Source organism: Pseudomonas sp. NPDC087342 (assembly GCF_044744265.1).
GTDB classification, from domain to species: Bacteria; Pseudomonadota; Gammaproteobacteria; order Pseudomonadales; family Pseudomonadaceae; genus Aquipseudomonas; species Aquipseudomonas nunensis.
Window position 1 is genome coordinate 1 of sequence record NZ_JBIUXZ010000006.1, and the last position, 12567, is coordinate 12567.

Here is a 12567-nt window from a genome sequence, read left to right on the forward strand (position 1 = left end):
GTGTAAGCGCTGTGAGGCGTTGAGCTAACCAATACTAATTGCCCGTGAGGCTTGACCATATAACACCCAAGCAATTTGCTTGCTTCGAGCTGAAAAGCAAAAGAGCACCAGATTGCGGTGTGTGAAGACGAAACGAACCGAAAGTTCGAAACTGCTCACAAAACACCGAGATCTATCACATACCCATTCGCTGGAGCGTAAACCCGCAAGGGCAAACGACCTGGCTCCCGAATTTCTTGACGACCATAGAGCATTGGAACCACCTGATCCCATCCCGAACTCAGCAGTGAAACGATGCATCGCCGATGGTAGTGTGGGGTTTCCCCATGTGAGAGTAGGTCATCGTCAAGATTAAATTCCGAAACCCCTATCTGCGTATGCAGGTAGGGGTTTTGTTTTGCCCGCAGGAAAGTGGCGCAAAGAAAAAGGAACAGCTCATTGGCTGTCCCTGATTGCCACACACCGCAATGTCAGTGAAACATCGGCAGAACGTGTTCCGCGATCTCCTCAATCACTTCCGCTACCGGCCGTTCGCTACGACGCATATGCAGGCCCACATGCTGCACACCGGCGTCACGCAACGCTTGCAGCTCATCAATCAACGCTAGCCGCCCGCAACTGCCACCGAAACGCACACGCCGCATCGGCGCATACGGATTGGCTTCCAGATCCAGATGAATAAAGCTGATGTAAGGCTTATCACCACCGACTTCTCTCCATAACCCCACTCGACGACGATGCTCATCCGGCGTACCAGGGTAGGCGAGCCAACCGTCCATATGCTCACCAATCCAGGCCGGAGACTGCTGACCAAGCCCCGCCACCAGCAGCGGCACCGCCTGATCACGCTCCGGCAGCAACCGCGCACCCTCAGGTAAACGACCTTCACCCTGGCTACGCAACAACTCAACCGTATCGCGAAAGATCTCGCCGCGCTGAGCGTAATCCACGCCAAACAACGGATACTCCATCGGACGGTCGCCACTGGCCACGCCAAGGAGTAAGCGTCCGTCACTCAGTTCATCGACGCTATTAGCAGCCTTGAGTGTCAGCCACGGCTGACGCAACGGCAGTACAATTGCCGCCGTACCCAACATGATGTTGTCAGTGATCCCCGCCAGATATCCCAAGTAGGAAAACGCTTCAAATACTTGGGCTGCATCGCCAAAATTCGGGTCATACACCGGCACATCGCGCACCCACAGCGCCCGAAACCCTGATGTATCGGCCAAACGCGCCATAGCCGCATGTTGCTTCAGGTCGGGAACCCCAAAAGGCCTGTCCTCAACCATGCGAAGCCGTTGGCCATCGCTGGACCAGTCGTTATCCAGCGGCAATTCAAGCCCGATGGAAAACCCGTTCGAGCCCAGTAATCGTTGAAATCGTGAGTGCATGAAAAACTCCAAAAAGGGAATGACATGCACCCAGTATCCACAGGCCTATCTGCAAGAAAAATGCATGAATGGGAATATCAATCTTGAGTAAAACGCACGAGTAAATCACATCACCCAACACGTCCGACCGTCGTTTTGGCCCTCAAGGACAACCGTTCGAGGAAATCGCGCTAAAGTGCCGTCGTCATTTTTGGTATGGTGCAGCTCGTTTTTTAACGGACTGATTTCAAGCCTGAGGATCGGCACCCCCTTCATCGTCAAAGAGCTGCTGCAGAAATGCCCGAACCGATACCGATCAAGGATCACGAAAAAGAGACGCGCCTGGTCAATAAAAGACTGATGGCCTGCGCCTTGTTTGTGGTCGCCATCACTTGTGCGCTGGTAGTGCGCATGTACGTGCTGCAAGTGGTTGAATTCGATTACCACTCGACCATCTCCGAAAACAACCGCGTCCACGTTTTGCCGATCACCCCGACTCGCGGGCTGATCTATGACCGCAATGGCGTGGTCTTGGCGGACAACCGGCCCAGCTTCAACCTGACCATCACCCGCGAACGCGCCTCCGACGTCAAGGAAGAGCTGGATGAGGTGGTCAATCTCCTGCACTTGCCGGCCGAAGATCGCACGTTGTTCGACAAGGCCATGAAACAGGCACGGCACCCGTTCGTCCCGGTGACCTTGTTCTACGAACTCACCGAACAGCAGATCGCCGTTCTCGCAGTCAACGAATTCCGTCTGCCGGGGCTGGATGTCGAGCCGCAGTTCGTCCGTCATTACCCGATGGGCGCGCACTTCGCTCACTCGATCGGTTACGTCGGTCGTATCAACGAGAAAGAATCCAAGACGCTGGATGGGGTGGAGTACCGCGGCACCCAATCCATCGGCAAGACCGGAATCGAAAAATTCTACGAGTCCGAGTTACACGGCCACGTCGGTTACGAAGAAGTCGAGACCAACGCTCAGGGCCGCGTGCTGCGCGTACTCAAGCACACCGATCCGACCCCTGGTAAAAACATCGTCCTGAGCCTGGACGTCCATCTCCAGGAAGCTGCCGAGGATGCCCTGGGAGATCGCCGTGGCTCGGTGGTTGCCCTCGACCCGTCGACCGGCGAAGTGTTGGCCATGGTCAGCAAGCCAAGCTTCGACCCGAACATGTTCGTGACCGGGATCAGCTTCAAGGAATACGCGGCGCTGCACGATTCCATCGACCGGCCGCTGTTCAACCGCGTCCTGCGCGGCCTCTACGCGCCGGGCTCGACCATCAAGCCGGAAGTGGCCATCGCTGGCCTCGATTCCGGCGTGGTCACCCCACAGACCCGTGTCTTCGACCCTGGTTACTACCAACTGCCAGACTTCGATCACAAATACCGCAACTGGAACCACAGCGGCGACGGCTGGGTGGACATGGACGCGGCGATCATGCGTTCCAACGACACCTATTTCTACGACCTGGCGCACAAACTGGGCATCGACCGTCTGCACGACTACATGGCCATGTTCGGGCTCGGTGAGAAAGTCTCCCTGGACATGTTCGAAGAGTCTGCCGGCCTGATGCCGTCCCAGGCCTGGAAACGCGCGACGCGCCGCCAGCCATGGTTCCCGGGTGAAACCGTGATCCTCGGTATCGGCCAGGGCTACATGCAGGTCACGCCACTGCAACTGGCCCAGGCCACCGCGTTAATCGCCAACAAAGGTGTGTGGAACCGACCGCACCTGGCCAAGACCGTCGACGGTGTGGCGCCGGTGGATGAGAACCCGATGCCGAACATCCTGCTCAAGGATCCGCGTGATTGGGAGCAGGTCAACCACGGTATGCAAATGGTGATGCACGACGCGCGCGGGATTGCCCGGGCAGCGGCGGTGGGTGCCCAATACCGCATCGCCGGCAAGAGTGGTACCGCGCAGGTGGTCGCGATCAAGCAGGGCGAACGTTACAACCGGGCGAAAACCCTGGAGCGTAACCGCGACAACGCCTTGTTCGTCGGTTTCGCCCCGGCCGAGCATCCGAAGATTGTGATCTCGGTGATGATCGAAAACGGCGAGGCCGGTGGTCGCGTCGCCGGGCCTGTGGTGCGGCAGATCATGGACGCCTGGCTACTCGATCAGGACGGCCATCTCAAGCCGCAATACGCCACGCCCGCCAAACCACCGGGCGATCCCCACGTCTAAACCTGAGAGGCTTCACAGCACAGGCTCACGGATGCTGAGCATGTGCTGGAAGCTTTCCAGGAACACGGTTTCGGCCTGAGTCATCTTCTGTTCGCGATTCCACAGCAGCTGGATATCGAAATCCACCACGCCGTCCTCCGGCGGCAAACGCCAGAGCAAGCCCTGCTCAACATCCCGCCGCACCAAGTGCACCGGCAAGCAGCCAATCCCGAACCCTGCGCAGATCAAGCGGTAAATCTCTTCGAAACTGGTGGAGGAGGCGACGATCTTGCCGGTAAAGCCTTGCTCGTCGCGAAACAGCGTCAGGGGCGAAAGATTGCCGCCCAATTGATCGCTGGTGAAGCTCACGAAGTTCTCCGCCGCGAGCTGTTCCAGGGTCAAGTTTTCCTGCCCGAACAGCCGATGACGCTGGCCGCAAAAATACGCATAACGCTCGCGAAACAGCACCCGCTGCTCCAGCCGTGGCTGGGGTAAACGGCACAGGCCGACGCCAATCGTCGCAGTCTTTTGCAGCAACGAACTGATGATGTTCGAACTGCCCATCACCTCGACTTCCAGCTCGATTTTCGGGTGGGTTTCATGGAAGTCGGCGAGGAATTCATCGTAGTGCCGCGCCTGCACGCCGCTGACGGTGAGGATGCGGATCTTGCCCACCACATCGTCGTGACGACTTTCTACCACCGTGCCCAAACGGGAAATATCGCCGTAGATATCCGCCGCGATACGCAGGACTTCTTCCCCGGTTTCCGTCAGATCAAACCGTCGCCCGCTGCGAGCAATCAACACACATTCCAATTGTTCTTCCAGGCGTTTCAGCGCCTGGCTCACCGCCGACTGAGTGATGTGCAAACGCGCAGCGGCGCGGCTCATGCTGCCTTCCTGGCCGATGACCAGGTAGGTGCGCAGCAGGTTCCAGTCGAGACGGTCATTGAGGAAACGACGACCGACCCAAGGATTCGAAGTGGTGGGCATAAGTATCCAGGTAGTAGCACAGCTAATAGTAAAGATAAGAATTTGAAAATTGACTAATCCTGGCACGAAAGCGATAAAGCCCACAAGCGCCACAGAGTGCAACCGTAAACAGCCTTCAGTACCTGCCCAAAACTATAAATACACAGGGTCCTTGCATGCACACCACCCCTCAACCGCGACGCGCCGCGGCCGCTGCCTTCATTGGCACGACCATCGAGTTCTACGACTTCTACATCTACGCCACTGCGGCGGCGCTGGTGCTCGGGCAAGTGTTCTTTCCCAGCAGTGACCCGGTGATGAGCACCCTGGCCGCGTTCGGCAGTTTCGCCGTCGGCTTCATCGCCCGCCCCATGGCCGGCATGGTCTTCGGTCACTTGGGGGATCGCCTGGGCCGCAAGAAAATGCTGCTGGTGACCATGGCGCTGATGGGCCTGGCCACCGCCGGCATCGGTCTGTTGCCGAGCTACGCCAGCGTCGGCATCTGGGCGCCGGTCGGTTTGATCGTGTTGCGATTGATCCAGGGGATCTCCGTCGGTGGCGAGTGGGGCGGGGCGGTGCTGATGGCCAGCGAGCACGCCCCAGCCAAGCGCAAAACTTTTTACGCCTCGTTCGCTCAACTCGGCAGCCCAGCGGGTTTGCTGTTGGCCTTGATTGCTTTTCGTCTGGTGACGTCCCTTGAGCCGGAAGACTTCCTCGCCTGGGGCTGGCGCCTACCGTTCCTCGCCAGTGGCGTGCTGATGATGGTCGGCCTGATGATCCGTTCCGGGGTCCACGAATCGCCGGAATTCGCCAAGGCCCGGGACAACAACGAAACCGCCAAATACCCGGTGAAGGACGTGATCCGCACCTGCTGGCGGCAGATTCTGTTCGCCGCTGCCGCCGTGACCATCGGTTCCGCCGGGTTCTTCTTCACCAACACGTTCATGATCACCTACGTCACCCAATACCAGGGCATCGCGCGCTCGACGATCCTCGATTGCCTGTTTCTGGTGACCGTCATTCAGTTGCTCTCGCAACCGCTCTCGGCACTGCTGGCCGAACGCATCGGCGAAGGCCGTTTCCTCAAACTCGTCGCGCTGCTGTGCATGGTCACGCCGTACCCGATGTTCTTGCTGGTCGGCACGCAAAACATTGTGCTGATGACCGTCGGCATTGCGTTGGCGGTGGTGATCCTCTCGGCGCTGTACGCGGTGATTGCCGGGTACATGACCCAGGCGTTCCCGGTGCACCTGCGCTACTCGGGGATTTCCATCGCTTACCAGTTGAGCTGCGCCCTGGCCGGCGGCACCACGCCGCTGATCGGCACGCTGCTGGCGAGCAAGTTTTCCGGACAATGGTGGCCGCTGGCGGTGTTCTTCACCTTGCTCTCGGCCCTGTCCCTGATCGGTGTTTGCGGCCTGGCCCGCCTGCGCGCCAACCCGGTCGTCACCCACGCTGCTAAAGAGGTGTATTCGTGAGTAAACCTGCACACATCGACCCGGTTGAATGGAAAGCCCGTTGCGAACTGGCGGCGCTGTATCGGCTGGTCGCGCACTTTCGCATGACCGACCTGATCGACACCCACATCACCCTGCGCATTCCCGGGCCTGAGCATCACTTCCTGATCAACCGTTACGGGGTGATTTTCGACCGCATGCGCGCTTCGGACCTGGTGCGCATCGATCAAGACGGGCGCAATGTCGATCCCGAATATGCGGGGCATCGGGTTAACGCCGCAGGCTTCGTCATTCACTCGGCGATCCACATGGCGCGTCCCGATCTGAACTGCGTAATCCACACCCACACCGCAGCGGGTATGGCGGTGGCAGCGCAGAAGCAGGGCTTGCTGCCGATCAGCCAACACGCGCTGAAGTTCTACGGCAAATTGGCGTATCACACCTACGAAGGCATCGCGTTGTCGCTGGATGAGCGCGAGCGTTTGATCGCCGACCTGGGGCCGCACCGGGCGATGATCCTGCGCAATCACGGCTTGCTGGTCGGCGGTTCCGGCGTGGCCCAGGCGTTCCAGGAAATCCACTTTCTGGAGCGTGCCTGTCAGGCGCAAGTGGCCGCGCTGGCCGGTGGTTCGGCATTGCATTACCCGTCGCCGGAAGTCTGTGCGCACACCGCCGAACAGTTTGACCGTGATGAACAGGACAACATCATCGACTTGGCCTGGGAGGCCGCTCTGACCCTGATCGAATCCCAGCGCGAGTCCTATCTGTCATGAACACCGTGGTCCTGCTGTCCCGCGACACCCTGTTGCTCAAACAACTGCAAGCCGCGTTTGCCCGCAGCGCGCCGCAGCTCACCACGGTGCTGGCCGACGATCCTCGGGCCAGAAATGCGCAAATCGCCGCGTGCTGGTTTCCGTTGCCGGGCAGTCTCGGTGCGTTGCCGAACCTGCAAGTGATCCACTCGGTCGCCGCCGGTATTGATCATCTGGAACACGACCCGTCGTGCCCGGACTTGCCGGTGTGTCGAGTGGTTGATCCCGGCCACCGCCAGGGCATGACCGAGTACGTGCGCTGGGCGGTGATTCACTATCACCGTGGCTTCGATCAGGTGCTGCAGCACCAGCGGCAACAACACTGGGAGCGACCACTGCAACGGGCGGCGGGGCAGTTCAAGGTTGGGGTGATGGGGCTTGGATCGTTGGGCAGCGCGATTGCCCAAGACCTGGCTGCCGCCGGTTACGACGTTCGTGGTTGGGCGCGCCGTCGCAAGGATTTGGACGGCGTCCAGACCTTTGCCGGAGCAGAACAACTGACCCCGTTTCTTGATGGTGTCGAGTTGCTGATCAACCTGTTGCCGCTGACTAGCGAGACTCGCGGCATTCTCGGGAATAGCACTTTTGAACATCTGGCGAATGGCGCCGCGCTGGTCAACTGCGGGCGCGGTGGTCATCTGAATATCGACGACCTCGAACAGGCCCTGCAAACAGGAAAACTGCGCGGCGCTCTACTGGATGTGTTCGAACAGGAACCGCTGCCAACCGATCATCGTCTCTGGACAATGCCTGGCGTCACCATCACGCCACACATGGCCTCGGCCGCTTCCCATGACTGTATCGCCGAGCAAGTCGCGGAGAACTTCCGCCGTTTAAATGCCGATGAACCGCTACTGAATTGCGCCGACCGAACACTCGGTTACTAACAACAAACTCGCCCACCAAGTTGGGCGAGGCATAACAACAATCCCTCACTCTCAAACGATTTACTGCCAGTAAAAAACAATTAAACAAATTCCTGGAGTCAGTGATGAGCGATCTATCGTCCGCAGAAAAGTCCGGCGCACCGCCGGAAGTGGCAATCAGCATGAAAAAAGTCGCCGTGGCCAGTGTCATCGGCACCACCGTGGAATGGTACGACTTATTTGTTTTCGCCACGGCTTCGGCGCTGGTGTTCAACAAAGTGTTCTTCCCGGACTTCGTGCCGTTGATCGGCACGTTGCTGGCGTTCGGCACGTTCGCCTCGGCCTATCTGGCGCGAATCGTCGGCGCGGCATTGTTCGGGCATTTCGGCGACAAGCTGGGACGCAAGTCGATGTTGCTGATTTCGCTGCTGACCATGGGCGCCGCGACGTTCGCCATCGGCCTGTTGCCCAACTACGCGGCCATCGGCATCTGGGCGCCGATCCTGTTGCTGTTGCTCAGGGTGATTCAAGGTTTGGCGCTGGGCGGCGAGTGGGGCGGGGCGGTGTTGATGGCGGTGGAGCATGCACCGGCCAACAAGCGCGGCTTGTATGGTTCGTGGGTACAGATCGGCGTGCCGGCCGGGACCATGATTGCCAACCTGGCCTTCCTGTTGATCGCCGCGTACCTGTCCCCGGAAGACCTGTTGGCCTGGGGCTGGCGTATCCCGTTCCTGGCCAGCGTGCTGCTGATCGCCGTGGGTTTGTACATCCGCTTGAACATCGCCGAGACCCCGGCGTTCAACAAGGTCAAGGAAGCCGAAGTGCAGGTGAAAATGCCCTTGGCAGAAGTCTTTCGCAAGTACTGGAAGCAAGTGGTGTTGGGCGGTATTGCCACGATGTCGACCGGGGCTTCGTTCAACATCATCGTCGCGTTCGGCCTGACCTACGGCACGCAGAATCTGGGCTTCAGCCGCAGCACCATGCTCGGCGTGGTGTTGCTGTCCTGCGCCTGGTGCATCGTCATGTTGCCGGTGTTCGGCGCGTTGTCGGATCGCTACGGACGCAAGCCGATCATCGTCGCCGGCATCGTCGCGGAAGCCCTGGTGGCGTTCCCGATGTTCTGGTTGATGGACACCAAAGAGCTGCCGTTGGTGATCTTCGGCTACCTGTTGTTGATGACCGCGTTCGCCGCCAATTACGGGCCGATCGCGACCTTCCTCGCCGAGTTGTTCGGCACGCGGGTGCGCTATTCGGGGCTGTCGATCAGCTACATGTTGTCCGGTTTGCTCGGCAGTGCGGCGACACCGATCGTCACCACGGCATTGCTGGCGGCGACCGGCAAAGGTTCGTCGGTGGCCTGGTACATGATCGGCGCGGCGTTGATTTCGTTGCTGGCGCTGTTGCTGCTGACCGAGACCTTCAAGCGCGACATCAGCGAAATCCCGGTTGAAAAAGCCGCTGACACGCCGAACAAATCCTTCAAATCCGCTGCAGCCTGAAAGGAGCTCAACAGCATGCGCAGAATTAACTCCGCCCCGGGTTTTATCGGCCCGGTCGGGCCTTACTCCCAAGCGGTGGTCAGTGGTCATCTGGTGTTCACCGCCGGGCAGATTCCGGCTCAAAGCGACCTTAATGATCAACCCGCCGATTTCACCGAACAAGTGCGGCAAACCTTGCGCAATCTGGAAGCGATCCTGATTGAAGCCGGGTCCGATTTCAGCCATGTGATCAAGGTCAACGCCTACCTCACCGATCCGGCGCAGCTCGAACCGTTCAATGCCGTGTATCGCGAATGCCTCGGCCATGCGCCGCCAGCACGCACCACGGTGTGCGTGGCGTTGTGGGGCGTGTCGCTGGAAATTGATTGTGTCGCCGAGTTGATCGCGAAGGAGCAGCAGCATGGATGAGTCGACACTGATCGGGCAGCTCAAAGAAGTGAGCTTTCCAACCCTCGGGCATTTTCTGGAGGAAGGCTTCGCCGATTCGCAACTGCGGGCCATGGTGCCGAATGTGAAAGTGGTCGGCCGCGCATTGACCCTGAAACTGGTCGGCGCCGACGCCATCGCAGTCAACCAGGCTTTGGCGCTGATCAAGCCCGGCGATGTGCTGGTAATCGACACCGATGGCGATTGGCGACACGCCCCGGTCGGCGCGGTGACCAGTTGCGCGGCGAACTGCGCCGGTGCCGTGGGCATTGTGGTGGACGGCGCGGTCACCGACCTGTTGGAACTGCGCGAAGCCGGGCTGCCGGTGTTCGCTCGCGGCACTAGCTTGCTGACGACCAAGCTGCACGGTCGCGGCGACAGCCAGATCAATCAGCCGATCCACTGCGCTGGCGTCACGGTAAACCCCGGGGATCTGGTGCTGGCGGACGACAACGGCGTGCTGTTCCTCGACTGGCCGACGGCGGCTTCTGTGATCGAACAAGCCTTGGCCTCCGATCGCGCCGAACCCCGCCTGCTTGAGCGATTGCGTTCAGGCGAGCCGGTTGCGCAGGTATTAAAGGTTTAAGCAGTCAGGCACGCCTGCAAACTCTCGATGAACAGCGTCTCCGCGCGGCTCATGCGCTGCTCGCGGTTCCACAGCAAATGAATGTCCACATCGGCAATCCCTTCGTGGGGCGGCAGGCGCCAGAGCAATCCGGCGTCGACATCGGCCGCCACCACGTGCTCGGGCAGACAACCGATACCGAACCCGGCGATCACCAGTCGCCGGACTTCTTCCAGGCTCGGCGACGACGCCACAATGCGTCCGCTGAACCCTTGCTGATCGCGAAAAATCGTCAGCGGCGAAAGCATGCCGCCGATCTGGTCGCTGGTGAAACTGACGAAATTCTCCCGCTGCAAATCCCCTTCGGCGACGTCCTGCTGCCCGAACAACGCATGGTGCTTGCCGCAGAAAAACGCGTAGCGCTGACGCAGGAACAATCGTTGTACCAGGCGCGGTTGCGGCCGGCGATTGAGGCTCAAGCCGAGGGTCGCGGTTTTCTCCTGCAAGGCGCTGACGATGTCGGAACTGCGCATCACATCGACCTCCAGATCCACCCGCGGATGCTGGCGATGAAAGTCGGCGAGGAAGTCATCGAAGCGCTCGGAGAAGATCCGGCTGATGATCAGCAAGCGCACCTTGCCGATCACTTCATCAGCCGGTTGCTCCAGCACGCTACTGACCTGCGACATCTGCCCGTAGATTTCCCCGGCCAGTTCGAAGATCTGCTCGCCGACTTCGGTCAGGGCAAAGCGTGGCCCGCGTCGGGCGATCAGTTGCCGGCCCAGTTGCTCTTCCAGGCGCTTCAACGCCTGGCTCACCGCCGGTTGCGTCAGGTGCAGGCGCGCGGCGGCGCGGCTGATGCTCAGCTCCTGGCCGATTACCCGGAAGGTGCGCAGCAGATTCCAGTCGAGGCGGTCATTGAGCAGGCGTTGCACTTCGCGTTCGGCCATGGGGACTCTCGATTATAAGCTCGCGTAATAGTCCGCATAATAAATAGAAAATTGACTAATCATAGCCCCGGGACGATAAATCACCTCCAAGACAGGCGCCGCCAGAGTGCCTTGATGCATCCGATTTCCTCCTGCCAAAAAAACAATCAAAGGAGCCCGACCTATGAAGCCCCAAGCTTCGTCCCAGCCGCGCCGTGCGGCAGCCGCAGCCTTCATCGGCACCATGATCGAGTGGTACGACTTTTACATCTACGCCACCGCCGCGGCGTTGGTGTTCGGCGCGCTGTTCTTCCCCTCCGACGACAAACTGTTCAGCACCATGGCCGCGTTCGGCACCTTCGCCGTGGGCTTCTTCGCGCGGCCGTTGGGCGGGATTATCTTCGGCCATATCGGCGACCGCATCGGGCGCAAGAAGTCGCTGATCATCACCTTGCTGATGATGGGCGTAGTCACTGTGTGCATCGGTTTGCTGCCGACCTACGCACAAATCGGCGTCGCCGCGCCGGTGTTGTTGATTCTGCTGCGCATCGTCCAGGGCATCGCCGTCGGTGGCGAGTGGGGCGGGGCGGTGTTGATGGCGGGTGAGCATGCGCCGAAAGGTCGACGCAATTTCTTCGCATCGTTTGCGCAACTGGGCAGCCCGGCCGGTTTGATCCTGTCGCTGCTGGCCTTCAGCGCCGTCACTCGTTTGCCGGAAGCTGACTTGATGAGCTGGGGCTGGCGCCTGCCGTTCCTCGCCAGTTCGCTGTTGCTGATCGTGGGCCTGGCGATTCGCCTCGGTGTGAATGAATCCCCGGAATTCCTCGCCAGCCGCGAACTCGCCAGCAAAAGCACACGCAAGGAACAGGCGCCGGTGATGGAAGTGCTGCGTACAGCGTGGCGTCCACTGCTGCTGTGCATCGGCGCCAATACCCTGGGGATCGCCGGGGTGTATTTCACTAACACCTTCATGATTGCCTACACCACCCAGCAACTGGGGTTGCCGCGCTCGCTGATCCTCGAGTGCCTGTTTGTGGTGGCGATCATTCAGTTCTGCATTCAGCCGCTGGCGGCGTGGGTCGCGGAGAAGATCGGCGCGACGCGTTTCCTGTGCCTGATGTCGCTGCTGGCGATGGCCTCGCCGTACCCGATGTTCGTGTTGGTCAGCTCGGCTCAAGCGCCGCTGATCATCCTCGGCATCGCCCTGGCGGTGGTGTGCATGGCCTCGTTCTACGCAGTGATCGCCGGTTACGTCAGCGGCATGTTCGAGACGCGGGTGCGCTACACCGCGATCTCCCTCGCTTATCAGATTTGCGGTGCCGTGGCCGGTGGCCTGACGCCGCTGATCGGCACGATGCTGGCGCACAAGTTCGCCGGTCAGTGGTGGCCGCTGGCGGTGTTCTACAGCCTGATCGCCGCCACTTCGCTGATCTGCGTCTTGTCCCTTGCGCGTCGTCATGCCAGCGCTGAGCGCGTCGAATTGGCCAACGCTTAATCCC

General features: G+C 60.0%; 11 protein-coding genes and 1 rRNA gene. 9 read left to right on the forward strand and 3 right to left on the reverse strand.

The window, feature by feature from the left end; all coding sequences use genetic code 11:
* Positions 1-235: 235 nt before the first annotated feature.
* Positions 236-351, forward strand: a 5S ribosomal RNA gene (gene rrf, locus ACIOYV_RS15440).
* A 119-nt stretch (positions 352-470) separates the two neighbouring features.
* Here the strand turns inward: rrf and ACIOYV_RS15445 are convergent.
* Positions 471-1394, reverse strand: coding sequence for a TIGR03571 family LLM class oxidoreductase (locus ACIOYV_RS15445; protein ID WP_401324785.1), 924 nt, complete (start codon positions 1392-1394; stop codon positions 471-473).
* Between the two features lie 276 nt (positions 1395-1670).
* Between ACIOYV_RS15445 and mrdA the strand changes: the two genes are divergently transcribed.
* Positions 1671-3563, forward strand: coding sequence for a penicillin-binding protein 2 (mrdA, locus tag ACIOYV_RS15450; RefSeq protein WP_054617393.1), 1893 nt, complete (start codon positions 1671-1673; stop codon positions 3561-3563).
* Positions 3564-3575: 12 nt separating this feature from the next.
* Here mrdA and ACIOYV_RS15455 read toward each other — a convergent pair whose 3' ends face one another.
* Positions 3576-4535 carry a LysR family transcriptional regulator gene (locus tag ACIOYV_RS15455; protein WP_401324788.1) on the reverse strand — a complete coding sequence of 320 codons (960 nt, stop codon included), beginning with the start codon at positions 4533-4535 and terminating at the stop codon, positions 3576-3578.
* Positions 4536-4690: 155 nt separating this feature from the next.
* On the opposite strand from ACIOYV_RS15455, the gene ACIOYV_RS15460 reads away from it, so the two are divergent.
* The 6 genes from ACIOYV_RS15460 to ACIOYV_RS15485 all read left to right on the forward strand — a co-directional run bounded on the left by ACIOYV_RS15460 (position 4691) and on the right by ACIOYV_RS15485 (position 10160).
* Positions 4691-5992 carry an MFS transporter gene (locus tag ACIOYV_RS15460; protein ID WP_163913342.1) on the forward strand — a complete coding sequence of 434 codons (1302 nt, stop codon included), beginning with the start codon at positions 4691-4693 and terminating at the stop codon, positions 5990-5992.
* Entirely contained in the window at positions 5989-6744 is a 756-nt protein-coding gene (locus ACIOYV_RS15465; RefSeq protein ID WP_401324790.1) for a class II aldolase/adducin family protein, read from the forward strand. The genes ACIOYV_RS15460 and ACIOYV_RS15465 overlap by 4 nt, the downstream gene beginning before the upstream one ends.
* Positions 6741-7670 (forward strand): 2-hydroxyacid dehydrogenase, encoded by a 930-nt coding sequence (locus tag ACIOYV_RS15470; protein WP_401324792.1) that lies wholly within the window; start codon positions 6741-6743, stop codon positions 7668-7670. The genes ACIOYV_RS15465 and ACIOYV_RS15470 overlap by 4 nt, the downstream gene beginning before the upstream one ends.
* Before the next feature lie 104 nt (positions 7671-7774).
* Positions 7775-9148: an MFS transporter gene (locus ACIOYV_RS15475; protein WP_163913347.1), complete on the forward strand. Its 1374-nt coding sequence runs from the start codon at positions 7775-7777 to the stop codon at positions 9146-9148.
* Positions 9149-9163: 15 nt separating this feature from the next.
* Positions 9164-9556: a RidA family protein gene (locus ACIOYV_RS15480; RefSeq protein ID WP_401324794.1), complete on the forward strand. Its 393-nt coding sequence runs from the start codon at positions 9164-9166 to the stop codon at positions 9554-9556.
* On the forward strand, positions 9549-10160 hold the full coding sequence (locus tag ACIOYV_RS15485; RefSeq protein ID WP_401324796.1) for an RraA family protein: 612 nt from the start codon (positions 9549-9551) through the stop codon (positions 10158-10160). Before ACIOYV_RS15480 ends, ACIOYV_RS15485 begins: the two co-directional genes overlap by 8 nt.
* Here the strand turns inward: ACIOYV_RS15485 and ACIOYV_RS15490 are convergent.
* Positions 10157-11089 (reverse strand): LysR family transcriptional regulator, encoded by a 933-nt coding sequence (locus tag ACIOYV_RS15490; protein WP_401324798.1) that lies wholly within the window; start codon positions 11087-11089, stop codon positions 10157-10159. The two genes, ACIOYV_RS15485 and ACIOYV_RS15490, sit on opposite strands and share 4 nt — an antisense overlap.
* A gap of 163 nt (positions 11090-11252) precedes the next feature.
* Between ACIOYV_RS15490 and ACIOYV_RS15495 the strand changes: the two genes are divergently transcribed.
* Positions 11253-12563 (forward strand): MFS transporter, encoded by a 1311-nt coding sequence (locus ACIOYV_RS15495; RefSeq protein ID WP_401324799.1) that lies wholly within the window; start codon positions 11253-11255, stop codon positions 12561-12563.
* The last annotated feature ends 4 nt before the right edge of the window (positions 12564-12567 follow it).

Bases quoted from the DNA above. Each gene is read 5' to 3' on its own strand.
- ACIOYV_RS15445 (WP_401324785.1), bottom strand. From the start codon at position 1,394: ATGCACTCACGATTTCAACGATTACTGGGCTCGAACGGGTTTTCCATC.
- mrdA (WP_054617393.1), top strand. From the start codon at position 1,671: ATGCCCGAACCGATACCGATCAAGGATCACGAAAAAGAGACGCGCCTG.
- ACIOYV_RS15455 (WP_401324788.1), bottom strand. From the start codon at position 4,535: ATGCCCACCACTTCGAATCCTTGGGTCGGTCGTCGTTTCCTCAATGAC.
- ACIOYV_RS15460 (WP_163913342.1), top strand. From the start codon at position 4,691: ATGCACACCACCCCTCAACCGCGACGCGCCGCGGCCGCTGCCTTCATT.
- ACIOYV_RS15470 (WP_401324792.1), top strand. From the start codon at position 6,741: ATGAACACCGTGGTCCTGCTGTCCCGCGACACCCTGTTGCTCAAACAA.
- ACIOYV_RS15475 (WP_163913347.1), top strand. From the start codon at position 7,775: ATGAGCGATCTATCGTCCGCAGAAAAGTCCGGCGCACCGCCGGAAGTG.
- ACIOYV_RS15480 (WP_401324794.1), top strand. From the start codon at position 9,164: ATGCGCAGAATTAACTCCGCCCCGGGTTTTATCGGCCCGGTCGGGCCT.
- ACIOYV_RS15485 (WP_401324796.1), top strand. From the start codon at position 9,549: ATGGATGAGTCGACACTGATCGGGCAGCTCAAAGAAGTGAGCTTTCCA.
- ACIOYV_RS15490 (WP_401324798.1), bottom strand. From the start codon at position 11,089: ATGGCCGAACGCGAAGTGCAACGCCTGCTCAATGACCGCCTCGACTGG.
- ACIOYV_RS15495 (WP_401324799.1), top strand. From the start codon at position 11,253: ATGAAGCCCCAAGCTTCGTCCCAGCCGCGCCGTGCGGCAGCCGCAGCC.